General features: G+C 36.2%; 22 protein-coding genes and 1 pseudogene. 19 read left to right on the top strand and 4 right to left on the bottom strand.

The window, feature by feature from the left end; genetic code table 11:
- Window positions 1-166: 166 nt before the first annotated feature.
- Complete coding sequence (locus BCR22_RS07865; RefSeq protein ID WP_069654393.1) at window positions 167-1213, bottom strand: YeiH family protein; 1047 nt, start codon at window positions 1211-1213, stop codon at window positions 167-169.
- A 106-nt stretch (window positions 1214-1319) separates the two neighbouring features.
- On the opposite strand from BCR22_RS07865, the gene BCR22_RS07870 reads away from it, so the two are divergent.
- From BCR22_RS07870 to BCR22_RS07885, 4 genes are all read left to right on the top strand, one after another.
- Complete coding sequence (locus tag BCR22_RS07870; RefSeq protein WP_069654394.1) at window positions 1320-2138, top strand: LysR family transcriptional regulator; 819 nt, start codon at window positions 1320-1322, stop codon at window positions 2136-2138.
- A gap of 193 nt (window positions 2139-2331) precedes the next feature.
- Entirely contained in the window at window positions 2332-2688 is a 357-nt protein-coding gene (locus BCR22_RS07875) for a DUF7006 family protein (RefSeq protein WP_069654395.1), read from the top strand.
- A gap of 224 nt (window positions 2689-2912) precedes the next feature.
- Window positions 2913-3401, top strand: coding sequence for a MepB family protein (locus tag BCR22_RS07880; protein WP_069654396.1), 489 nt, complete (start codon window positions 2913-2915; stop codon window positions 3399-3401).
- A gap of 29 nt (window positions 3402-3430) precedes the next feature.
- Window positions 3431-3715: a putative quinol monooxygenase gene (locus BCR22_RS07885; protein ID WP_069654397.1), complete on the top strand. Its 285-nt coding sequence runs from the start codon at window positions 3431-3433 to the stop codon at window positions 3713-3715.
- A 792-nt stretch (window positions 3716-4507) separates the two neighbouring features.
- Here the strand turns inward: BCR22_RS07885 and BCR22_RS07890 are convergent.
- Window positions 4508-4837, bottom strand: coding sequence for a nucleotide pyrophosphohydrolase (locus tag BCR22_RS07890; protein WP_069654398.1), 330 nt, complete (start codon window positions 4835-4837; stop codon window positions 4508-4510).
- A 164-nt stretch (window positions 4838-5001) separates the two neighbouring features.
- On the opposite strand from BCR22_RS07890, the gene BCR22_RS07895 reads away from it, so the two are divergent.
- From BCR22_RS07895 to BCR22_RS07930, 9 genes and pseudogenes are all read left to right on the top strand, one after another.
- Complete coding sequence (locus BCR22_RS07895; RefSeq protein ID WP_205634358.1) at window positions 5002-5208, top strand: hypothetical protein; 207 nt, start codon at window positions 5002-5004, stop codon at window positions 5206-5208.
- Between the two features lie 132 nt (window positions 5209-5340).
- On the top strand, window positions 5341-6015 hold the full coding sequence (gene sapR, locus BCR22_RS07900) for a two-component system response regulator SapR (protein WP_069654400.1): 675 nt from the start codon (window positions 5341-5343) through the stop codon (window positions 6013-6015).
- A 14-nt stretch (window positions 6016-6029) separates the two neighbouring features.
- Window positions 6030-7055 carry a two-component system sensor histidine kinase SapS gene (gene sapS, locus BCR22_RS07905; RefSeq protein ID WP_069654401.1) on the top strand — a complete coding sequence of 342 codons (1026 nt, stop codon included), beginning with the start codon at window positions 6030-6032 and terminating at the stop codon, window positions 7053-7055.
- A gap of 306 nt (window positions 7056-7361) precedes the next feature.
- Window positions 7362-7499: pseudogene (locus BCR22_RS15025) on the top strand (GRP family sugar transporter); the annotation flags it as partial.
- An 83-nt stretch (window positions 7500-7582) separates the two neighbouring features.
- The gene (locus tag BCR22_RS07910; protein ID WP_069654402.1) at window positions 7583-8971 is read left to right on the top strand and encodes an amino acid permease; all 1389 of its coding nucleotides are present in this window, start codon (window positions 7583-7585) and stop codon (window positions 8969-8971) included.
- Between the two features lie 132 nt (window positions 8972-9103).
- Window positions 9104-10468, top strand: a complete 1365-nt coding sequence (fumC, locus tag BCR22_RS07915) for a class II fumarate hydratase (RefSeq protein ID WP_069654403.1) — start codon at window positions 9104-9106, stop codon at window positions 10466-10468.
- 32 nt (window positions 10469-10500) lie between these two features.
- Window positions 10501-11679, top strand: a complete 1179-nt coding sequence (locus BCR22_RS07920) for an NAD(P)-dependent malic enzyme (RefSeq protein WP_069654414.1) — start codon at window positions 10501-10503, stop codon at window positions 11677-11679.
- 161 nt (window positions 11680-11840) lie between these two features.
- On the top strand, window positions 11841-13850 hold the full coding sequence (metG, locus tag BCR22_RS07925; protein WP_069654404.1) for a methionine--tRNA ligase: 2010 nt from the start codon (window positions 11841-11843) through the stop codon (window positions 13848-13850).
- Window positions 13851-14083: 233 nt separating this feature from the next.
- Window positions 14084-15328, top strand: coding sequence for a hypothetical protein (locus BCR22_RS07930; RefSeq protein WP_069654405.1), 1245 nt, complete (start codon window positions 14084-14086; stop codon window positions 15326-15328).
- A 199-nt stretch (window positions 15329-15527) separates the two neighbouring features.
- Here the strand turns inward: BCR22_RS07930 and BCR22_RS07935 are convergent, their stop codons facing one another.
- On the bottom strand, window positions 15528-16118 hold the full coding sequence (locus BCR22_RS07935; protein ID WP_069654406.1) for a hypothetical protein: 591 nt from the start codon (window positions 16116-16118) through the stop codon (window positions 15528-15530).
- A 130-nt stretch (window positions 16119-16248) separates the two neighbouring features.
- Complete coding sequence (locus BCR22_RS07940) at window positions 16249-18423, bottom strand: HelD family protein (RefSeq protein ID WP_069654407.1); 2175 nt, start codon at window positions 18421-18423, stop codon at window positions 16249-16251.
- Between the two features lie 152 nt (window positions 18424-18575).
- Here BCR22_RS07940 and BCR22_RS07945 point away from each other — a divergent pair, with 152 nt between their 5' ends.
- The 6 genes from BCR22_RS07945 (at window position 18576) to BCR22_RS07970 (ending at window position 25244) form a co-directional block, all read left to right on the top strand.
- A complete protein-coding gene (locus BCR22_RS07945) occupies window positions 18576-19346 on the top strand; it encodes a TatD family hydrolase (protein WP_069654408.1) in 771 nt (256 codons plus the stop codon).
- The gene (gene rnmV / locus BCR22_RS07950) at window positions 19343-19939 is read left to right on the top strand and encodes a ribonuclease M5 (protein ID WP_069654409.1); all 597 of its coding nucleotides are present in this window, start codon (window positions 19343-19345) and stop codon (window positions 19937-19939) included. The genes BCR22_RS07945 and rnmV overlap by 4 nt, the downstream gene beginning before the upstream one ends.
- Window positions 19936-20817, top strand: a complete 882-nt coding sequence (gene rsmA / locus BCR22_RS07955) for a 16S rRNA (adenine(1518)-N(6)/adenine(1519)-N(6))-dimethyltransferase RsmA (protein ID WP_069654410.1) — start codon at window positions 19936-19938, stop codon at window positions 20815-20817. The genes rnmV and rsmA overlap by 4 nt, the downstream gene beginning before the upstream one ends.
- A gap of 477 nt (window positions 20818-21294) precedes the next feature.
- Entirely contained in the window at window positions 21295-22491 is a 1197-nt protein-coding gene (locus tag BCR22_RS07960; protein ID WP_069654411.1) for a M20 metallopeptidase family protein, read from the top strand.
- A 40-nt stretch (window positions 22492-22531) separates the two neighbouring features.
- The gene (locus BCR22_RS07965; RefSeq protein WP_069654412.1) at window positions 22532-24196 is read left to right on the top strand and encodes a formate--tetrahydrofolate ligase; all 1665 of its coding nucleotides are present in this window, start codon (window positions 22532-22534) and stop codon (window positions 24194-24196) included.
- A 421-nt stretch (window positions 24197-24617) separates the two neighbouring features.
- Window positions 24618-25244, top strand: a complete 627-nt coding sequence (locus tag BCR22_RS07970; RefSeq protein WP_069654413.1) for a hypothetical protein — start codon at window positions 24618-24620, stop codon at window positions 25242-25244.
- The last annotated feature ends 114 nt before the right edge of the window (window positions 25245-25358 follow it).

A 25358-nucleotide genomic window follows, 5' to 3' on the forward strand; every position in this document is an offset into this window, starting at 1 on the left:
ATAGGACATCTTGATTTCCCCTTTTGATTGGTTTTCGTCGACTTAATTCTAAAGGATATCAGGGTGTCTTTTCTAGTATTTTGCATTAAAAAAGATGCCGGTGATTGTTCACCAACATCAGAAAGTATAGAGCCTAAAATGTTGAGTGACTTTTTCTACTTTTAAATTAAATTCTTAATAAAGAAATCAAGACGATAGCCAAAAACACTTGAATAACACCAACTGATAATCCATAAATCAAGAATCGTTTCCCTTCTTTGAAGAATTTTTGGAAATCCAAACGCAAACCTATAGCGGCTAGAGCAGTGATTTCAAACCAACCGCTAAAGAAATGAGCTGTTGCACTAAATTGTGTGGGCAAATGAACTAAACTATTGAATATACAAAATAAAACAAATCCTACAACGTACCACGGTAAAGCAGATTTTTTTTGCTTAGGCGTTGTTTCTATTGTGGCAGAAGACTCAGATTTTTGTTGTTTAAATCTACCGAACCAGTAAACAACGACTACTAGCATCATAATACGCATGATTTTAAAGAGCATAGCAAGCTCTACAACTTGTCCATTGACCATGCTGGCACTTGCTACAACCTGTCCTACAGACTGTAAGATACCACCAATCAAGGCGCTTTTAGTTAAAATATCACTACCATAAATAAGCGAGCCAATAATTGGTAACAGCAACATCAAGATTGTTCCTAGCAAATTGACCAATGTAATGATCTGGCCTTTTTCTTCTTCTTTTGCATGAATAGCAGGGGCAATCGAAGCAATTGCAGATGAGCCACAGACCGCATTTCCACCAGCCATCAATAAGGACATATTATCTGAAAACTGCATCTTTTTACCAAGTAGATAAGAAGCAACAATCGTTATACTCATTTGTAAAAGAACAAAAAGAGCGCCAGAAATACCTATTTGAGCAATAGTTTGAAAAGTAACAGTTGCACCTAATAACACAACTGAAAATTCTAATAGCTTACCTTCTGCTATTTTTGTTCCTTTTTCCAAAACAGGCTGTTTCAAAAAAGTATTTCCTAGCAAAATCCCTAATAAAATTGCAATTGTCGCAGCACCTAAAGTTGGCAACCAAATTGCTGAAATTTTACTAATAACTGCCACAACAAAAGCTGTAACTAGTCCAGGGAAAATGGCGATACTTTTTGTTAAATAAGAATCTTTTTTATTGTTATTTTCCACTAAATCATTCATCTTCTTTCTTTGTCTATCTATAAATCTAGTATAACGAAAAAATTTGCATTTGAGAAATAAATAGTTAAAATGATATCTATAATAAAAACGAATGGAAAGGGTCTCTATGTTTAAATTACTGAAAACGTTTCGTGCTGTGTATGAAACAAAAAATTTTTCAAAAGCAGCAGAACGGCTATTTATTTCTCAACCAGCTGTTTCTAACCAGATTAAACAGTTAGAAGAAGAATTGGACATTCAGCTATTTGATCGAAATGGACGGCAAGAAATTAGTACCACAAAACAAGCGGATATTTTGTACCATCATTTGCTTAATTTATCAGATGACTGGGAAGATACGCTACAAGCGTTAGGCACACAAGCGACTCCTAGAGAAACGTGTAAGATCGTTGCTTCGAATACCTTTGCGGTTTATTATTTGCCAGAATTGATGGCACAGTTGATACCAGAATTCCCCCATGTCTCATTTGTTTTAGAAATGGAAAATTCAGAAGAAGTATTAGATAAAATCGAGAAGCACCAAGCTCATTTTGGCTTCATAGAGAAGCCGTTAATAACTGGAACAATCATCCGTGAAGAGATTTTAGCTGATGAATTGGTTCACGCGGGTGATCCTTCTGAAGCATTATGGTTGGTTCGAGAAGAAAATTCCGGTGTTTTTCATTATACTGAACGCTATTTTTTAGAACATAATATAACGCCTCAAACAATGATCGTGAAAAATAATGAAATGATTGTCAGATGTTTAGAGAGAGGAGTCGGACAATCGATTCTCTCAAAAAGAGCGTTAACGGAAAAGATAAAGTGGCATTCTTTAAGCCAAGAGTATCAGAGAAGTTTCTATTTTATAAAAGGTCAACATATCGAATCTATTCAGTTGCGTGAAATCGACTTGTTTATTACTAGCTATTATCGAAAAAAGTAAAGGACAAAAATAGTAAAATAGTTAGATAATTACTAAAATATTATTATTTATGCGAATAAAATAAACGTTTTAATGGAAAAAAGAAGGTTCCTTGTGCTATCTTAAGGAGAAGTTATTCAATGGTGAAAATGAACGAATGAAGCATTTTCTAGGCTAAGATTATTGAAATGCTTATAAGATAGGAGGAAATAAGGTGGATTCATTTTTATGGAACATTCAATTAAAGGAATATGTTGCAAAAGTAGATCAAACAATCGATATCGATCAAGAATTTATCAATTATTATCATAGTTTAGCGACAGAAGCAAATCAACTAGTTGAGACAATAAATGCTGCAACATTGGCTGCGACATTACCAAAATTGATGGCTATAGATGAGAAATGTACATTGGTCATTTTTTATATCTTTAACGGATATGCATTGGAAAATGATACAGCGCTTGATACAATCCAGTTAATTGAACAAGAATATAAGAAAACACATAGAGAAAAATATATTTTTGATATGCCCGAATACGAAACATGGTCTATTTCCCAAAGAATTATTTAATAGATAGGTGTATTTTTACATAGGATCTTGAAAAAGAGGAATAAGTGAACTATTGGGGTCTGTTATGAAAACAGCACGACTATGAAACGATTGTAGTTGTGCTTTTTTTCTGTTGTTCCTTGTTTTAAATCTTTATTTTCAGTAATACCGCATGATACAATAAAATAGTCACTATAGAAGTATTACTCAAAGGAACTTTTGAAGAAAGTAGAGGAAAAATTGTGATGAAATCCATGGATTATCTATCAAGTATTGTCCAAGAAATCAGTGATATTCCTTTAAAAGATTTCAAAATGGAAGAACAAAATAAAGAATATGAAGGGGCGACATTCGTCCTAGGAAATCAATCATTTCGAAGTAGAATGGCAAAATTGACGCCCAAAAAGCAGGGATACTTTGTCGTATTTTGGGAAAAAGACGAAGCAAATAAAAATAAATCGTATGATTTTGTTTCTGCACCCGATAAATTGATCATCACAATAGTTGATCAAGATAAACGAGGACAATTTGTATTTCCAAAAGAGATGTTAGCAGAGAAAAGGATCTTGAGGAACGGAGAACACAAAGGCAAGATGGCATTACGCGTCTATCCTGATTGGGTAACAGGATTGAGCAAAACAGCCACGAGGACGCAACGATGGCAAAGTCCATTCTTTATTGATCTAACGACCACGCACGACTTGAAACGGCTGAAAAAGTTATATTTAGATTAGAGCCTGAGAAATGAGAAGGGAGCAAACGTTTGATTACAATCAATGTATTTTTGCAAGTAAAACCAGAAAAAAGAACGGATTATTTAGCTTTTATAGCTGAACTCGTCAAGGCATCACAACAAGATGAAGGCTGTTTATTTTACAACCATTTTGAAAAGGTGGATCACCCAAATCAATTTATTATTGTAGAAAATTGGCAAGATACGTCTGCAGTAGAAAAACACAATGAAACACCGCATTTGAAAAAATTCTTAAAAGAAGCAGCATTTTATTTAGAAAAAGAAGCGATAATAAAAGTGAGTCAATCAGGATAGCTAAAATAAAAAAACTGAAAATAAGCAATAACGCTTATTTTCAGCTCTAATAGTCATCAATAAAGAAAATACAAACAATGATATTCATATAAAAGGAAGTATTGAAAAAGGTTACGTTAGTTTTTAATCATTGTTTTTTCTTAAAGAATACTTGGGAGTAGTAATTTGACTATTATTTTTAAGAATCGTTGTTTACTCTTTAAATCATCCAGGAGAATGGGTAAAGGCTGGTTGGGATCAGCGTTCAATTTTAGTCAATGGTTGGTTGACTATTAAATATTATGATCTAAAAAGTAAACAAACGGTTCTTTTAGATAGAAACGAATACACAAAAAAATGGCGTCGGACACATATCCAACGCCATTGTAAGCTCGATAAATAAGCATAAACATCTCCATAGCAGAAAAAACTAGCATAAACCTCTAGAAATTTCTGTCAAAATTGAGTAAAATGGAAGATGTCAATGTATAAATATTGGCTTAAGCAACTTGATTGGTCAGGTGTTCACTGACTATTCAGGGCTTCATGATTTAGTTGGTAGCTAAATTGTGAAGTGCTTTTTTTTATCCTATTCGTTTCTATCTAAGTTCCATTTTATAGGAAAACCCTTTTAGGGTCAATAAAGGGTTTGAAAAAAATTACATGAGTAACCAAATTATTGCTTTTTATGGTGTAAAATATCTCTTTCACTAAGTGTATTCTAATAACCTAAGTTCATTTTACGCTAAATAGACAATATAAATGAATTACATTTAACCGATTCAAAATAATGAATGTATAAATTTTAAGGCTCTATCGAGAGTTTGAAGAATCATTGATTGCTTGATTCGGATTAGCAGGATACTTTAACGCATTTTTTTTCATTTTTTCACGGATAATTTGTGGTACATCTAATTCTAAATCAGAAGCCAACATGAGTGAGTAAATAAGCACATCAGCTAATTCTTCTTGGATATTTTCGAAAGTTGCCGCAACAGCTTCTTCGCTAGAACACCATTGGAAGTTCTCTAACAACTCAGATGCTTCTAAGGAAATGGAAATCGCCAAGCTTTTTGGTGTGTTATAAGGGCGCCAATTCCGTTCATCTCGAAATGCATTAATTTCTGTAATTAAATCGTTCATGTGTATTCTCCTAACATCTTTATTTCTCGTTTATTCTACCATAGAAATAATTTTTGATGTTTGACGGTTATAAAGAAACAGTTCTTTTCTTTAAAAAATACTTCGATTGACGTAAAATGAAAGGGAATAGAAAAATACGGCAATCATGGCGAGGATAAAAAATGTTGATTGAACTGATTATAGTACTGACCGTTTTTACCTATGGCAGTAATTTTATTTTATATCTGATTCTTAGAACAAAAGAAAAAATTCAAGGAATCGAAAAACTCTCGATCTTTTTTGGAGTAAATATGACGATTTTACTTTTAGATGGGGTCTTTTTATTTGTTGGTAAAGCAATTGCAAATAATAGCGTGGCTGTTTTGGAGTAAGCTTTGAAAGAGTGAAGAGAGAATTTAGCATTGGTTTGTTCTTTTTTAATGAAAACTCGGCTAAAAGTCCTATATGAATGACTCAGAATTTCTGATAAGGTACAATAGAAAGAAACAAGTGGAGGGTAAATGATGGCAAAAATCATGATTATAGAAGATGAAACAACGATTCGCCAGTTGATTAGCGAAGAGTTGCAAAAATGGCAATTCGATACATTTGGGACGACAGACTTTAATAATGTTTTAGAAGATTTTCAGCGTGAAGATCCTCAATTGGTATTATTGGACATTAATCTTCCCGTTTTTGATGGCTACTATTGGTGTCAAAAAATCCGTGAAATTTCTAAAATTCCAATTATTTTTATTTCTAGTCGAAATACGAACATGGATATGATCATGGCGATGAATATGGGCGCAGATGATTTTGTCACCAAACCATTTCAAATCGATGTGTTGATTGCTAAAATCAATGCACTTTTACGCCGTTCATATAATTATTCTGAAGTAGGCAGTGAAATCATGTCTCATAATGGTATTACATTGAATGTTGATAATGGCAGTATGGAAATCAATGGCGAAGTGATTGATTTAAGTAAGAATGAATATCGACTGTTGTATATTTTGATCAAAAAACACGGGAAAATTTTAACGAGAGAGAAATTGTTGCGCGCCTTGTGGGAAGATGAGCGGTTTGTTGATGATAATACCTTGACTGTTAATATCAATCGTTTGAGGAAAAAAATTGAACAAGCAGGTCTTGAAGGATATATCGAGACAAAAGTGGGACAAGGCTACATCGTACCATAGAATAGGAGAAGAAAATGACAATTGGTAAGTATTTAAAGGATCATTGGCTTCTGTTGATTGGCTGGCTATTTTTTATTGGCGTGACGTGTTTTATTTTGTGGTTATCTCCAGATATGGTCGTGAATCCATCAGTAATTGGTTATTTGGTATTATTACAAGGTTTATTTTTACTCCTGTTTATGACAATCGATTATTCATTAAAAAAACGCTGGTGGTGTTCGTTGGATATTTCAAAACAGCCGCCTTCGTTGGAGCATTATTTAAGTGAAGCCTCAAAGTCAGAAGAAATATTAGTCCAAAACTACATTAATGGCTTGTTAGTGGAACATCAGCAAATCATGCAGCAAGCAATCAATAATCAACAGGATCAAAAAGATTATATCGACTCGTGGGTACATGAAATCAAGGTTCCTTTGGCTGCGGTTAATTTGATTTTACAATCGATCGAGGATGATGTTCCTGAAAAGAAATATTATTTAGTCGAAAATGAGCTAAGCAAAATCGATGAGTATGTGGAACAAGTTCTTTATTATGCTCGATTGGATAGTTTTTCTAGGGATTACTTGATTCAAGAATATTCATTAAAAGAAATCGTTCAATCGGTGATCCGGACACAGGGGAATTATTTTATTCAAAAGAATTTGCGTTTTTCAATAGAAGGAAATGACCAAATGATCCTGACGGATGCAAAGTGGGTTGCCTTTATTTTCAAACAATTAGTCAGCAATGCAATCAAATATACACCTGCTGGTGGGGAAATCGTCGTGACATTGTCGCGTACTAAAGATGGTGCGTGGTTGTCATTAAAAGATACTGGAATTGGTATTCCAAAAGAAGATCAGCGCCGTATTTTTGACAAAGGTTTTACTGGAGAAAATGGTCGGACGAGTGAGCAACATTCAACTGGGTTAGGGTTATACTTGGCGAAAAGTTTAGCAGATAAGTTAGGTCATCATTTGATGATGGAATCAGTTGAAGGTGAAGGAACAACGATGAAGTTGTTGTTTCCGTTTTTGAGTTATTTTAATGAGAGAAGATAATAGGCGTGTTGAGAAATAATTGGTTTATTTCTCAACATTATTTTTTTTAATGAGAGAGACCCTATCGATTTTTTTCTGTATTATAGTTGGAGACCGGCACATCACTCTATGAGTTACATCCCAGCCTCAAGGAATCCAAATAAACGGTGAGAGCAGAAGCAACTCCTTCGTTCGTGAATTCCTTCTTATTTTTTGGAGTTAAGCATGTCTGTCCTAATTTATTTTTTATAGGAGTATATCATGGAAATAATAGTGTCTTTGATCCCGCTATTTGCTTAGGGCAGTATTGGTCTTTTAAGCGGTAAAATGGGGGGCATCCTCTTAACTTTAAGTAGAATCTATTTACTCGGTGAACGCAAGTCTAAAAAAGAAATGAGATCTGTCATAATTGGTTGCTTATTTGTTATTTTAGGTGGTATTCTTTTAGAGGATATGAAAGTGTAAATGTCCTATTTACGCTTATTTTTATGTAAAACTTTTGCACTTATTATGACTAGAAAATGGATTGATTTATTGGAGGAAAAGAAATGTCGATGTTTCGAAAAAAAGAGCTGACAGCCGTTTCAAGTGAGTTGAGTTCAATGAAAAAAGATTTAAAGACAATCGATTTGATCATGCTTGGGATCGGTGCCATTGTTGGAACAGGAATTTTTGTCGTGACAGGAGTTGCTGCTGAACAATATGCTGGACCTGCATTGTCACTTTCGTTTTTGGTAGCAGCAGGAGCAATTGTTTTATCAGGTTTATGTTATGCAGAGTTTGCTTCAAGAATTCCCGCAATTGGCGGTCCTTATGCGTATATGTATGTTGTATTTGGGGAGTTGGTCGCTTGGATGACGGGGTGGCTAGTGATTTGTGAATTCTTTCTAGCAGTTTCTTCAGTCGCTTCGGGTTGGTCTGGTTATGTACATGGCTTTTTGAATAGTCTTGGGATCAATGTGCCTAAAGCCTTAAGTGGCGCATACAATCCGGCGAAGGGTACGTATGTTGACTTGATTGCAATGTTGGTGCTTTTAGCTGTTATGTTCTGGGTTTCTTTAGAAACAAAAACGGCTTTACGTTTAAATAATGTGATGGTTTTTGTTAAGTTTGGTATCATTGCACTTTTTGTAGCTGTCGGTATTTTCTATGTGAAACCCAACAATTGGCAACCGTTTATGCCTTTTGGTTTTTCTGGAGTCGTCAGCGGTGCCGCAGTTGTTTTCTTTGCTTTTTTAGGGTTTGATGCAGTAAGTATGACAGCAGAAGAAGTTAAAAATCCACAAAAAGATATCCCTAGAGGAATTATTGGCTCGATTATCATAGCCACCGTTTTATATGTGATTGTGACATTGATTTTAACGGGAATTGTCCCATTTGATGCATTAGGTGTGAAAGATCCAGTCGCCTTTGCTATGCGTTTTGTCCAACGTGACGGTGTGGCAGGAGTCATTTCTGTTGGCGCGATTCTAACACTTTTAACGGTGACAATCTCAATGATGTATAGTCTAGCAAGAATTATTTATGCGATCAGTAAAGATGGTTTATTGCCTAAATTTATGAGCAAGATCGATGAAAAAAATCGTACACCCAAAAATGCAACCTATGTAGCGGGTGTGTGTACAATGATTTTTGCGGGAGTCGTTCCGATGGAGCTATTGGCTGAGCTAACGAATATTGTGACGTTAATGTACTTGATCGTGATGGCGATGGGAATTATTCGTTTGAGAAAAGTGGCTGGAGATCCTAAACCAGGAGAATTTAAAATTCCGTTTGTTCCATTTGTTCCAATTTTATTGGTCATCGTTAGTATTGGTTTGATGGTACAATTACAAGCAGCAACTTGGAAAGCTTTCGCAATAGCGTTGGTTTTAGGGTTTGTTATTTATTTTACGTATGGGTATAAACATAGTAATGAAGGGAAAATCAAAAATTAAACGTAAAATCAGTAATCGAAAGGATTGCTGATTTTTTTCTGTCTTTTTCCTGAATCAAGGATTTAGACTGTAAATCACGATTCGTTTCCAGTATAGTGATAGTAAATAGTGAAAAAGGAGAGGATCAAACGCATGACCTATCGTATTGAACGGGATTCAATGGGAGAAATTCAAGTGCCGAAAATGGCACTTTGGGGAGCGCAAACCGAGCGCAGCCGCCAAAATTTTAATATAGGTATAGAAAAAATGCCGATAGCTCTTATTCATGCGCTAGCATTGGTAAAAAAGAATGCGGCTAAGGCAAATGAAGCAAGTGGAAAGTTGGATACGACAATTAGTCAAGCAATCCAACAAGCAGCAGATGCAATCATTAATGGTGAGGTAGATGAGCAGTTTCCGCTATCTTTATGGCAAACTGGTAGTGGGACTCAAACAAATATGAATGTTAACGAAGTCATTGCTCATTTAGCGGCTAAAGCGTATGTGATGGTTCATCCTAATGATCATGTCAATATGTCCCAAAGTTCAAATGATGTTTTCCCAACAGCGATTCATGTAGCCGCTGTTCAGTTGATGGAACAGAAGTTATTCCCAGTGATGAAACAACTGATTCAAACATTAAAAAAACTGGAAAGCGAAAATGAAAAAATTGTAAAAATAGGAAGAACTCATTTACAAGATGCAACGCCGGTGACATTTTCTCAAGAAATCAGTGGTTGGCGTTCTGGTTTTGAACACAGTTACCAGATGCTAGATTTGACGTTATTTGAACTGAAACAATTGGCGCTTGGAGGCACAGCAGTGGGAACTGGGCTAAATGCATCAAAAGAATATATCGAACGATTTTTTAAGTCTTTGAATGAAGAGACAAATAATCAATTTATAGAAAATCCTAATAAATTTCATGGATTAGCAAGCAAAGATGCTGTTGTTTTTACATCAGGAGCATTAAAGGCGCTCGCAGCTAATGCGATGAAAATGGCTAATGATATTCGCTGGATGGCGAGCGGACCAAGGAGTGGTTTAGGAGAAATCTCGATTCCTGCAAATGAACCGGGTAGTTCGATTATGCCAGGGAAAATCAATCCAACGCAATGTGAAGCCTTGACCATGATAGCAATTCAAGTCATGGGAAATGATACAACGATTGGTATTGGTGCTTCACAAGGGAACTTTGAATTAAATGTCTATATGCCGGTAATAGCGTATAATTTGATTCAAAGTATTGAATTGCTAGCTGATGGATTGCGTTCGTTTGAGCAAAATTGCTTGGTGGGCATTAAAGCGAATCAGGAAAAAATGACAGCATATGTGGAACAATCGTTGATGCTTGTAACAGCTTTAAATCCTCATATCGGTTATGATAATGGCGCAAAGATCGCTAAAAAAGCTTTTGAAGAAAATACAACGCTAAAACAGGCTGCTTTAACTTCTGGCTTAGTGACAGAAGAAGAATATGATCGATGGGTCAAACCAGAACAGATGCTAGGAAAATAAATAACGTTCATTTGGAAAGGAATTGGAAAATTATGGCAGATATTTATGAAGAAGCATTAAAAGCACACGCTCAGTGGCGTGGGAAAATCGATATTCAGTCAAAAGTTGAGGTAAAAACGAAAAAGGATTTATCTTTAGCCTATACACCAGGTGTAGCTGAACCTTGTAGACAAATTCATAAAAATCCAAATTCGGTCTATGACTATACTTGGAAGGGCAATACGGTAGCCGTGGTGACGGATGGTACAGCAGTTCTTGGGTTAGGGGATATAGGGCCTAAGGCAGCTTTACCTGTTATGGAAGGTAAAGCATTATTATTCAAAGAATTTGCAGGAATTGATGCAATTCCGATTTGTTTAGATACGAAAGAGCCGAAAGAAATCATCAACATCATCAAAGCAATGGCACCAACCTTTGGCGGGATCAACCTGGAAGATATTTCTGCTCCTCGCTGTGTAGAAATCGAACGTACGTTAATAGAGGAACTAGATATTCCAGTCTTTCATGACGATCAGCATGGCACCGCAATCGTAACGATTGCAGCATTGATTAATGCATTGAAAATTGTAAATAAAAAAGTCGATGAAATCAAAGTCGTTGTATCTGGAACCGGTGCTGCTGGCAGTGCAATCATAAAAATGTTGCATCATTTTGGAGTAAAAAAGATTATTGCGTTCAATATTGATGGCGCATTGTCTAAGACAATGGATAGACCAATGAATTTTTTAGAAAAAGAAATGGTAGAAATCACGAATCATGAAAACTTCAATGGTTCTTTAGAAGAGGCGATGGCAGGAGCAGATGTTTTTATTGGTGTTTCCGCACCTAAATTGGTTTCAAAAGAAATGGTTGCTTCAATGAATACGGGAGCTATCGTATTTCCAATGGCTAATCCAGAATCAGAAATTGCCTATCAAGACGCAATTGATGCTGGAGCGGCTGTCGTCGGAACGGGCCGTTCAGATCATCCGAATCAAATCAATAATGTTTTAGCTTTCCCTGGTTTGTTTAAAGGAGCTTTTGTAGCAAATGCAACAAAAATCACTGAAAATATGAAGTTAGCAGCAGCAAAAGCAATTGCTGAAATCATTCCAGACTCAGAGCTTACGAGTGAGTATATTATTCCATCATCTTTCAACAAAGAGTTAGTGGATGTTATTATTCGAGAAGTCGCTGAAGCTGCTATACAAGATGGTGTTATAAGAGCTTAAACAAAAAGGCAATTCGAAGTTTCCATCAGTTTTTTTAAGGTGAAGCTGGTGGAACTTTTTTTATATAGAGAAAATAAAAGGATTTCTAGTTCAATAAAGCCAAATGTGGTATACTACTTAGGAGTAAATTCAAGAGAATGCTAGAAGGAGGATGTTTCTACATGTCAGAAAAAGAAACATTTTATATCACCACCCCGATTTATTATCCAAGCGGACAACTACATATTGGCAATTCATATACAACGATTGCCTGCGATGCGATGGCCCGATACAAACGCTTGATGGGCTATGACGTATTTTACTTAACAGGTGTGGATGAGCATGGACAAAAAATTGAAAATAAAGCCTCGGAATTAGGCGTTACACCAAAAGAATACGTCGATAAAATGGCGGCAGATGTTCAAAAGCTATGGAAAACACTTGATATCAGCTACGATAAATTCATCCGTACAACAGATGATTACCATAAAAAAGCGGTTCAACAAATTTTTGATCGTTTATTAGAGCAAGGTGATATCTATCTTGGCGAATACGAAGGTTGGTATTCGGTTTCAGATGAAGAATACTTTACTGAAACACAATTAGCAGAAGTCTATCGCGATGAAGATGGTAAAGTAATCGGTGGGAAAGCACCGAGCGGACATGAGGTAGAATTAGTTAAAGAGGAATCCTATTTCTTCCGTATGAGTAAATATGCGGATCGTTTATTAGCGTATTACAATGAACATCCAGAATTTATTCAACCTGAATCACGTAAAAATGAAATGATCAACAACTTCATCAAACCAGGTTTAGAAGACTTAGCGGTGTCACGTACGACATTTTCATGGGGGATTCCTTTATCCAATGATCCAAAACATGTAGTTTACGTTTGGATCGATGCGTTGTCAAATTATATCACCGCATTAGGTTATGGCTCCGATGATGACAGCTTATTTAAAAAATATTGGCCAGCAGATGTCCATATGGTCGGAAAAGAAATTGTCCGTTTCCATACGATTTATTGGCCTATTATGTTGATGGCCTTAGATTTACCATTACCTAAGAAAATTTTCGGTCACGGTTGGTTATTGATGAAGGACGGTAAAATGTCTAAATCTAAAGGCAATGTCGTGTATCCAGAAATCTTAGTGGATCGTTACGGCCTAGATGCATTACGTTATTATTTATTGCGCGCGATTCCTTTTGGTAGTGATGGTGTCTTTACACCAGAAGATTTCGTTTCACGTTTGAATTATGATTTGGCGAATGATTTAGGAAATTTATTAAACCGTACGATTGCTATGATCAATAAATATTGTAGTGGGCATGTCCCAGCGTATGCCTCAAAAGTTACGCCATTTGACAGTGAGTTATCTACAACTGCGGCGAATGTGATTGGTAAATATCATGAAGCCATGGAAAAAATGGAATTTAATACAGCAATTGCTGAAGTTTGGACATTAGTTTCGCGTGCCAATAAATACATTGATGAAACACAACCTTGGGTTTTAGCAAAAGATGAAGAGAAGAAAAATGAATTGGATAGCGTGATGGTTCATTTAGCTGAAAGCTTGCGCATCGTGGCTATTCTTTTACAGCCCGTCATGACGGAAACCCCAGCAAAAATCTTTGAACAATTAGGATTAGATCCTGAAACAATGAATATGGAAGCAATTCATTTTGGTGAATTTCCAACAGAAATCAAAGTGATCGCAAAAGGAACTCCAATTTTCCCGCGCTTGGAAATTGATACGGAAGTTCTTTACATTCAAAAGAAAATGACTCAAAATACTCAAACAACGACAGAAGAAATCAAATGGGATCCAGAAGAAACCGAACTTGTTTCAACAAAAGAAAAGGAAATCAAGTATGAAGATTTTGATAAAGTTGAGTTAAAAGTAGCTGAAGTCATTGATTGTAAAAAAGTCAAAGGCGCAGACAAATTATTGCAGTTCCGTTTAGATGCAGGAGATGGACAAGATCGTCAAATCCTCTCTGGTGTTGCAGAATTTTATCCAGATCCAAGTGCTTTGATTGGAAAAAAAGTCGTAATCGTAGCGAACTTAAAACCAAGAAAAATGCGAGGACAGATTAGTCAAGGTATGATTCTTTCCGCTGAATCGCCAGAAGGCAAACTGCAAATCGTTGATGCACCAAAAGAAATGCCAAATGGAGCAGTAATTGCGTAAAAAAGTTTAAATATAAACGGTCCACAGGCGGTATCCTTAGTCATAAGGATTACCGAAACTGTGGTCGTTTTTTTTCTGAAAAAAGAAATAAATGCACATAACTTTAAAAAATAATGAATCGATTATGCGAACAATTTGAAGAATATGATAATAAATTATATCAAAAAGATATCATTTATTGTATCATTATTTTGTACCAAAAAAATTGAGTAAGAAAATAAGGAGAATGTTTGATGAAAATGAAGAAGTACATGTTGGGGATCATTACAGGAGTCGTAATCTTTTTATTAGCAGCTTGTGGATCAGATCCAAGAAAAGAGTTTACCAAAGAGCTGTTTAATACCAAGAGCGATGCATACAACGCCGCGAGTTTTAAGATGAAAATGAAAGATTTGACATACGATGGTGATGATGGCGGAGCCTACGTAAAAATGATCGCCAGTCAGTTAAAAGATATGAGTATTGATGGAAAGTATGCGATCGATGATAAAAAAGATACGATGGAAATGGAAATCACAGCGAATCTATTTGGCGAAAAAATACCATTCCAATTTGTTGGGAACAAAGATAAATACTACATGTCTACTAGTTTTGTCTCGGGTATGCTAGATTTGGCAAATTCATTTAACTATCCAGTTGAGCTTAGCAAAAGTGAGTTGAACAAACTAAAGGGGAAATATATTAATATTGCTGAGGCTGGTGAGACGCTTACTTCAGGTGAACTGGATAAAAAAACAGACTCGCTTAAGAATAAGACCTTCATCAATGCAGAAAATTCTAAAATGGGTCGAGAAATGAAAAAACTGATCGAAAGCTTCGACAAAAAATCATTTACAAAAGACAAAGATAGCGTGACACATACGTTTACAAAAAAAGAAATCATCCAAATGTTAGAAAAAATCGATGAAGTTGCAAAAGAAGATAAAGAGTACCAAAAATCAAGTGATGCAAAAGATGTGAAAGAGGCTATCAAGTCATTAAAAAATGATTTAGATAAATTGGACATTAAAGTCAGCATCAATCATAAGACTAAAGCGTTTGATATGGAAATGTCTATGGCAGCTGCTGATAAGGATGATGCTAAAATGAGTATTGTTATGACCGTTTCTGTTACTCCTCAAAAAAATGACCAAAACATCAAGATGCCAACTAAGAAGGAAGTCATCAGTCAAGATGAATTAAAGGATATTTTATCGACTATCACTGGTGTTGGCTCAGATGAATCTGACATGGATTCTGACTTAGATCTAGAGGATGATTCGATCAATTATGATGATTTGAAAGATAATCCGGAGATTCAAAAAGTGATGGACGAGGAATTAAATGAAATGCTCAAACAAATCGAAGCCAATCCAGGCATTATAACAGAAGAAAATGCCAATGAATTGCGTGAAGGTGTGAAAGATATTTTCAACGAAGAGCAAATGAAAAAATTAAATGATGTATTAGAGCAAGCTTTGAGTGCTGGAACCGTTTAAAATAAAATTAGTAAATAACCATGGTGAAATTGCCCAAGGAAATTAGATTAAGTTACCATACAAAGGAGGCTGGGACAGAAGCGTTTAATCCCGAGAAATAAGAAGGGATTGCTTCTGCTCCCACCGTTTATTCGCATTTAGGGTGTGATACAAAAGTGATTTTTACTTTTGTGTCACACCCTTTTTTGATGATAGACTACTAAAATCTTAATTTTTTATTTGATTTAATTCTGCGGAAACGAGTCGGTAAAAGCATGATTAATAGCGCATAAGGCACGCTGATGATCGACCAAGTCAAGGTTCGGCTCAAACTGTTGTTTTTGTACAACCAATTAAGTAAAAAATGTAGTCCTAATAGACTAAATGCAACAAACATCAAAACCAAATACTTCGGTTCATCTTTACTGATGGCTCGGAAGATTCCACCGATTAGAGGGACTAAATAAAAATAAGCACTCGTTAATGATATCCGCCAAATTTTTGCGATAGTTCCAAGATTTATCAAAAAAAATACAAGAGAAAGCACGAGGCCTAATGGTGGGAAAAACGCGATTAAAACTGAATAAATAGCGCCCCATAAAAGCATCAATGGTCCCTTCACAACAGCTGCGATAGCTATAAAAATTGCTATCAAAAGAAATTGTTGTGTCATCGTCCCATAAGCTAAGAGACCAAAGAGAATCAGTAATAACCAATGCCAAATGGTATTGACCTGAGGTTTCCGTTGAATTGATACGTTCTCTTGAATCGTTGATTTTAAAAAGTCAGATTCTTCAAAGAAATTTTTCAACACACACACTCCTATCAAATTGAAAATCAGACTGGAGATAAGTTTACTGCTGAATAGGTAAAAAAACATCGGGCTAAAGTCGGTCTTTTAGCTCGATATTTTTAAGAATTCATTAAATAGCATGGATTGATTACTTAGACGAAAATAACTCAGAAATCTCCCCAATGTAAGGTAGAAAGACCTGCTTCATTCCCCGAGAAATCGCTGTATAAAGAATTTTCTTCTCTCTGTCCGTTGTCCCATAATGAGCCGCTGAAGGATTATGAATGATCACATTATCAAATTCAAGCCCTTTCGCCATATCAATGGAAAGAACTTGTGTCTCAATAGCATTATTTTTTTGTAGAAGTTGTTGTTTCAATAAGGCTGCTTCAGCCGCTGTTTTGGTAATTACCACAGTATCTTCCACCGTTGCCAATGAATCCAAAAGAGAACTAAGTGTATCTAGATAACTCGCTTCATCTTCACACGAAATAAATGTCGGTTTTTCGCCATCTTTTCGGATAGAAACAATCTTGAGTTTCTCATGATTTGTCACTAACGTTTGGAAGAGCTGTGTGATTTCTTTGCTTGAACGATAGCTATTCAATAATTGATACGAGGTAACAGAACGATTGGAAGCGGATAATAACTCTTTCAAATCAATAAAACTGATTGAGGTATTAAAAATCGCCTGATTTTCATCTCCAGCTAAAGTAAAGTTCGCTTGTGGGAACAATTTAAGCAATAAAAGTACTTGTGCTTCAGTATAATCCTGTACTTCATCTACCAAAATAAACGCCATTTGTCGATTGGATAAATCTTCAATAAACTTATCTTTGAGCAGTAATAAAATCACCACTTCATCTGCAGTATAAGCTTTTGTCACTCGTTTGTAGGAATCGTGTTGATACGTTTGGTAGAGTGCTTCAAAAAGTAACCAGTGATCAAACCACGCAAAATCAGCAATCGAATCCACTACTTTGCGGTATTTTTGTTGCAATCGTTGAAGAGCAAACTCCGCTAATTGTTCCTCATCTTCTTCGGTAAAAGTTGTGTCGAAATAGCGTAATTGTTCCGCTTCAGTCAAGTCTTGCATCTGATCGATCATTTGTTTAGATTTTGATTGCTTAATCAAATAACGATGCCACAAACTTGACAGTTTTTCTTTTGTTGCTGAAAGTCGATCTCTGATTGATAAATTTGTTGGGGTTTCTTGATAAAGACTAAAAATCAGTTCGGCAGAAAATATAGGTTTGCGTTTGAATACAATCGGCTGAAACAACGATTGTTGAATGAGAGATGCATCTTGGAAATCTTGAATGAATGACACAAATTTTTGTGACTGAAGGACTCTTTGTTGAGCATTGACCTCTTCATCTGTTATACGTTTAAAGTAGTCTGATTCACTTTCAATCGGTGCTTTTTCACGAAAAGTAAATTTAAGAAATTGTAACAACGTCAAATTCAATGGATTACGCTCACCTAAATTCGGCAATACCTGAGAAATATAATCGATAAATGTTGAATTAGGAGAGAGCAGTAAAATATCGTCGGCAGTAATTTTGGTCCGATGATTATAAAGTAAATAAGCAATTCGTTGCATGATTGCAGAGGTTTTCCCACTGCCGGCAATTCCATTGACCAAAAGCAAGGGATGGCTTTCATCACGGATGATCTCATTTTGTTCTTGTTGAATCGTAGTCGTAATATCCTTCATATATTGAGAAGAATCCGCTTCAAGTGAATGAAGTAAAATATCATCTTGAATTGCAAGGCTGGTATCAAAAAAGTTGATCAGACGATCTTCTTCAATGATTAGTTGTCGTTTTAAATTTAGCGTAACAGGAATCTCATTATTATTGACACGATAACTACTGTCGCCTAAGACATTGTTGTAAAAAAGTGAAGCGATTGGAGAACGCCAGTCATAAATGCGCGATTCACCTTCTAGATTGGTAAAATCATTCATGCCGATATAAAAAACGTCACGATCCGCACCATCATCTAAAAAAGTCACATCGATTTTTCCAAAATAAGGGACTTGAAGTAGGCGTTCGACTTTTTCTAATTGTTTAGCCGCAGTTGCCTGCTGCAAATTCAATTGATCGAGTTCTCTATTTTTCATTTCCATTACGGCAAATGTCTCTAAGTTATCAGAATAACTGTCGAAATTTAGTTTAGTATCACCGCTAAATTGGTCTAATACTGATTGTCCTGTCATATTAACATCATCAATAGCGGTTTGATAGACCTCTTTTGCTTGGGTCAATTCCTCGTAAACTTGGTGCAGATGCTGGGTTTCTTGTGTACGCTCGTTTGACATATTGGTTCCTCCTGACATAAATTGCCGTGACCGAATAGTATAAGCTATTTTATTGAATAAAGCAATTATATAAAGCTAATAATTTATCGGTGCTGTCCATTCAGATTTTAGTTAAAATGTGATAAAGTATAGAAGATAGAGGAGGGGTTTACGTGATTTTTGATTCTCATACCCATTTAAATGCAGAACAATTTAATGAAGATATTCCAGAAACCATTCAACATGCGAAAGAATTAGGTGTAACGGAGATGGCGGTGGTTGGTTTTGATACACCAACAATCGAAAAATCTTTAGAACTTAGTCAACAATATAAAGAAATCCAAAGTATTATTGGTTGGCATCCAACCGAAGCTGGCAGCTATACGCCAGAAATCGAAAAAAAACTGCAGCAATTGTTAACAACACCAAAAGTAGTAGCCCTTGGCGAAATCGGCTTAGATTATTATTGGATGGAAGATCCAAAAGAAGTACAAGATCGTGTGTTTCGTCGTCAAATCGCGATCGCTAAAGAGATGAATCTACCAATCAGTATCCATACAAGAGATGCGATGGAAGATACGTATAAGATTTTAAAAGAAGAAGATATTCGAGATATTGGTGGAATCATGCACAGTTTTAGTGGAGATCCTGAATGGATGGCAAAATTTTTAGAGATGGGGATGCATATATCTTTAAGTGGTGTTGTAACGTTCAAGAAAGCATTAGAAGTGCAAGAGGTCGCTAAAGCAGTTCCGTTAGATCGTTTATTGGTTGAAACAGATGCACCGTATTTAGCACCTGTACCCTATCGAGGCAAACGCAATGAACCAGGCTATACTCGTTATGTAGTGGAAAAAATCGCAGAACTGCGAGAAGTTTCCTTTGATGAAATAGCCAGACAAACAACAAATAATGCTCATCGTTTATTCAGGTTAGCCGAATGACGGACAAGTTAAGAATTGAAGAAATTATTGTCGTTGAAGGGAAAGACGATACTAGACGAATCCAAGAAGTTGTGGATGCAGATACGATCGAAACGATTGGTTCAGCAATCAATGAGGATATTTTAGAACAAATTGAACATGCACAAGAAACACGCGGTGTGATCATTTTCACTGATCCAGATTTTTCAGGTGAAAAAATTCGTAAAACAATCATGGAAGTTGTGCCTGATGCCAAGCATGCGTTTCTCTCTCGCCAGCTTGCTGCACCTAAAAAAAGAGGGAATAGTTTAGGGGTGGAACATGCTGATGATGAAGCAATTTTAGAAGCATTGGAAAAAATTGTGACACCTGTCAATGAGGCAGATGATTATCAAGAAATCCCTAGACAAACGCTGATCGAATATGGTTTAATAGCTGGGGCTCATGCGAAAGAACGCCGAGAAAAATTAGGAGACGAATTGCGCATTGGCTATACAAACAGTAAACAATTAACGAAACGCTTAAAAATGTTCCGTATCACAGAAAAAGAATTAATAAGCGTGATGAATAAAATAAACGTATTACCTAGTGAAAAATCGGAGGAATCAATTTGACAGAATATAAAGAAATAGCCACACCTTCAAGAACCAAAGAAATATTGAAGAAACATGGCTTTTCATTCAAAAAAAGTTTAGGTCAAAACTTTTTAACAGAACCGAATATCTTACGTAAAATCGTCGAGACTGCAGGAATCGATACACAAACCAATGTGGTAGAAGTAGGTCCTGGAATCGGGGCCTTAACAGAACAGCTAGCCAAAAATGCTGCACACGTTTTAGCATTTGAAATCGATGATCGCTTGATTCCTGTTTTAGAAGACACGATGAGTCCTTATCAAAATGTCACAGTTGTCCACAATGATGTCCTGAAAGCAGATTTAGTAGGAACAACCAAAGAAGTTTTTGAACAAGAACTTCCTATCAAAGTCGTTGCTAATTTACCATACTATATTACGACACCAATCATGATGCACTTTTTAGAATCTGATTTAGCTGTACAAGAAATGATCGTCATGATGCAAAAAGAAGTCGCAGATCGCATCTCTGCTAAACCAGGAACAAAAGCATATGGCTCGTTATCGATTGCTGTTCAGTACTTTATGGAAGCAAGTATCGCATTTATTGTACCGAAAACTGTATTTATTCCGCAACCAAATGTTGATTCTGCCATCATCAAATTAATCAAACGAGATAAACCAGCTGTCGAAGTAACCAATGAAAAAGAATTTTTTAAATTGACAAAAGCATCATTCCAATTGCGCCGTAAAACATTATGGAACAACCTGATTCATTTTTACGGAAAAGATGATGAAACAAAAGCGTGGTTGACTAAGAGTTTAACAGAAGCAGAAATCGATCCTTCACGTCGCGGAGAGACCTTGTCATTAGTTGAGTTTGGCCGTTTAAGTAATACGTTGGAAAAAAATCGTTAAAAGAATAGTGTAAAAAGTGGGGTGAGAACAGTCAATGGGTTTTCTTACCTCACTTTTTCGTTTAACTCAGTAAGGATCATTAAAAAGAACGTTATTTTTTTCGACTGGGATGGGTGTGGGACAAAAGTAAACATCACACCCTAAATGCGAATAAACGGTGGGATTAAACGCTTCTGTCCCCAGCTCCTGTGCTTTACAGATTCAAAAAAGTGAAGAATCATGACGATTCTTTGCCTGCTTAAATTCAACGTGTAGACGAAGTAATACCAGCAAGACCTCCGATTGTTCGATACGATATTGAAAATAGTGATAAAAAATAGTTCAATCCTAAAAAAAAATAATAGAAATAGGTAAAAAAGTCTGAAATATTTGGTACTATAAGAGGAGAAGTTTCTTATCTGTTCAATTTGATTGTAGCAGTGGATTATACACAGGGATTAAGAACCACTTAATTTTAAAAGAAAAGGAGAAAAAATAATGCTAACAGAAAAACAAAAACGTTTCGCCGATAGCTTAGAAGAAGAGCTGATTCACATTAGACGACATCTTCATCAAAATCCAGAAATTGGCATGGAATTGCCGAACACTGTCGCTTTTGTAAAAGAGAAATTAACAGAATATGGCTATGAACCAGAAGCTTGCGGAGAGTCAGGTGTCACGGTAGTTGCAGGTAAAAAGAGTGGGAAAACATTCTTATTACGTGGTGATATGGATGCATTACCTATCCAAGAATTGACCGATTTGCCTTTTAAATCGGAAAATGGCTATATGCATGCATGCGGTCATGATATGCATACAACAATGCTCCTTGGAGCCGCTAAGTTATTAAAAGAATTTGAAGATGAGCTAGAAGGTCAAGTGAAATTACTATTTCAACCAGGGGAAGAAATTCTTTCAGGCTCAAAAGAGTGTATCAAAAATCATGTACTGGAAAATCCTAAAGTAGACGCTGGAATGATGATTCATGTTTTCCCGTTTAAAGGATTTAAGGCAGGACAAATCATGCCAACACCAGCAGGGACGTTTATGGCTAGTGCGGATTGGTTTGAAATCAACATCAAAGGTCGAGGCGGACATGGGTCACAACCAGAGACTGCGATCGATCCAATCAACGTAGCCGTTCATATTTACACAGCCTTACAAGAACTTTCAGCAAGAGAAATTGGGTCAGAAGAACGCTTTGTTCTGACAATTGGTGAATTTACTGGAGGTACGCCGGATGCGTCAAATATTATTCCAGAAACAACGGTAATGAAAGGAACTCTTAGAACCTTAAAAGAAGAGGTTCGTGAGCAGGTCAAAGAACGAATGACCGTTATGGCTGAGAATATTGCTAAGGCGTTTCGTGCTGAAGCAGAAGTTGTTTTCACTAATGGCTGTACGCCGAATGTGAATGATCCAGATTTAACGATCTTTGCCAAAGAAACGCTAATTGAAACTTTTGGTACGGATCGGATTGTAGCTATTCCGACATCAACACCGCTTATGGGCAGTGAGGATTTTGGTGAAATCAGTCAATTGATTCCAACAACGACTGTTTTATTAGTCGCATCAGAAGAAAATATCAATCTTCATAATCCAGCGATTGTTTTTGATGAATCTGTTTTAGTTGAAGGGGCGAAAGTCTACACAGATACAGCAATGTCTTGGCTAAAAAAACGACAAAATTCATAATATTTTTATATGGAATAGCTTATGAACTGGAGGGATAGAAGTGGTTAAATCAGATATTGAAATTGCACAAGAAGCAACAATGCTGCCTATTGCGAAAGTAGCAGAAAAAATTGGTTTAAATGAAGAACAATTTGAGTCTTATGGAAAATATAAAGCAAAAATCGAAGTTGAAAAAATCGACGCAACTAAAGAAGGAAAAGTGATCCTGGTTACAGCCATCACGCCAACACCGGCTGGTGAAGGAAAAACAACGACCGTTGTCGGATTAGGTGATGCGTTGAATCGAATTGGAAAAAATACGATCATTGCATTAAGAGAACCTTCTTTGGGCCCAGTTTTTGGGATAAAAGGAGGAGCTGCTGGTGGTGGTTATGCTCAAGTTGTGCCAATGGAAGATATCAACCTTCATTTTACAGGGGATTTTCATGCAATTGGAGCAGCAAATAACTTGTTAGCAGCAATCATTGATAATCACATTTTTCAAGGAAATGAACTAGGCATTGATAATCGCCGAATCACTTGGAAACGAGCAGTTGATATGAATGATCGACAATTAAGACAGATTGTAGATGGTTTAGGTGCTCGCGTTAATGGTGTTCCTAGAGAAGATGGGTTTGAAATCACTGTTGCATCAGAAATCATGGCTATTTTGTGTTTGTCCAATGATATTGAAGACTTAAAAGAAAACCTAGCGAATATCATTATTGGCTACACATACGATAATCAACCAGTTACAGCGAAAGAATTGAATGCGCAAGGTGCAATGACCGCTTTACTGAAAGATGCAATCAAACCTAATTTAGTTCAAACCTTAGAAAATAATCCGGCCTTGATCCATGGTGGGCCATTTGCGAATATCGCTCACGGGTGTAATAGTGTGATCGCAACCAAGACGGCTAGAAAATTAGCTGATTACGTAGTGACAGAAGGGGGCTTTGGTGCTGATTTAGGTGCGGAAAAATTTATCGATATCAAATGCCGAAAATCTGGTATTCGACCTTCAGCCGTTGTTGTCGTGGCAACAGTTCGCGCACTAAAAATGCATAGTGGTGTTTCAAAAGATCAGCTTGGGGTTGAAAATGTAGCTGCATTAACAAAAGGCTTACCGAATCTTTTAAAACACATCGAAAATACAACAACCGTTTTTGGTCTACCAACCGTTGTTGCTATTAATAAATTCCCAACGGATACCGAGGCAGAATTGAATCTTGTCAAAGAAGAATGTCAAAAACGTAATGTAAATGTGGTTCTTTCAGATGTCTGGGAACATGGCGGTGCTGGTGGTGAAGAGTTAGCGAGAGAAGTCGTTCTTTTAGCAGATCAGGACAATCACTTTTCATTTGCTTATCCAGATGAGCTACCAATTAAAGAAAAAATTAGTGCGATTGTAGAAAAAATATATGGTGGAAATGCAGTTCGTTATGAACCAATTGCTGAAAGAGAAATTGCCAAACTAGAAAAATTAGGGTTTGCTCATCTGCCAATTTGTATGGCGAAGACTCAATATTCACTTTCAGATGATCAAACGAAATTGGGGAGACCAACTGATTTTACGATAACAATCAGTAATATCAAGATATCAGCGGGTGCTGGCTTTATCGTTGCTTACACAGGAACAGTGATGACCATGCCAGGATTACCGAAAAAAGCGGCTTATGAAAAAATCGATGTTGATTCTAGTGGAAAGATAATTGGCCTATTTTAAAGTAAAATCAAACACAATAGAAGAAAATAACAGCGGTGACAGAAGCGTTTAATCTCGAGAAATAAGAAAGAATTCACGAAAATTGTTTTTTTAGTTTTGGTGACCAAGTAGGTACTGTGGGACATCATCTCGTTCCTTGTTGTGCTTTACAGCAATTTCAGCTTATTTCCGAAGCCTTCAAATCTTAGTGCTTTAGCACTTAGAATTTGATGTGATCGAAGCGAAGCGTTGTTTAGTCGTATTTAGGGTGTGATACAAAAGTGATGTTTACTTTTGTCCACACTCTATTTCATATTTTAAGAAGTAAAACGCAAGATAAATCATCTTTCGTTAAATTGAATAGCAGATGTGTCTTGACACGCACCTTTTTCTCCCTTAAAATAAAGATTATTATATATGTCAAGACACATCGGAGGAGAGCATGAAAAAGAATTCAGTTAGACAGTTGACGATATCAGCTTTACTCGTTGCAATGGGCATCATTATTCCTATGGTTATGCCAAGAATCACGATAGGGCCCGCTTCATTTACTTTAGCTAGTCATGTGCCAGTATTTTTAGCGATGTTTTTTTCACCAGGAGTGGCAGTTGCTGTTAGTTTAGGTACTGGCTTTGGTTTCTTTCTGTCAGCAACACCAATCATAGCAGTAAGAGCACTTTCTCATTTACTTTTTGCTCTTATCGGTGCGATGTATTTACAAAAACATCCGACAATCGTTTTAACTAAAAATAAATTTAGTTTATTTAACGGTCGCTTTCAACTGTTTAACTTTGTGATTGGCTTAATACATTCAGTTGCAGAATTAGCTGTAGTTAGTGCTTTTTATACGATGGGAAATATGCCGGAAACGTATTACACACAAGGATATATGTACTCGATCTTTTTGTTGATGGGCATCGGTGGACTAATTCATAGTTTGGTCGACTACAACATTGCGTATTTTGTGGCAAATGCATTAAGCAAACAATTTGATATTCCAGTATTTAGTCAGGCTAAAAAACTGGAACAAGTAAAAATAACGATTCTTCCCCAAGAGACTAGGATATGACCTAACAAGTTGTATCCTTTTTTTGTGTGTTCTGAAAACCACCTGCTATGCGGGTGGTTCCATAGAGCTTCCAGCGAGGTAATAAAAAAGCCCCCTAAAATGTTAAACTGATAT

It is taken from the genome of Enterococcus plantarum (assembly GCF_001730295.1).
Classification (GTDB): domain Bacteria; phylum Bacillota; class Bacilli; order Lactobacillales; family Enterococcaceae; genus Enterococcus_L; species Enterococcus_L plantarum.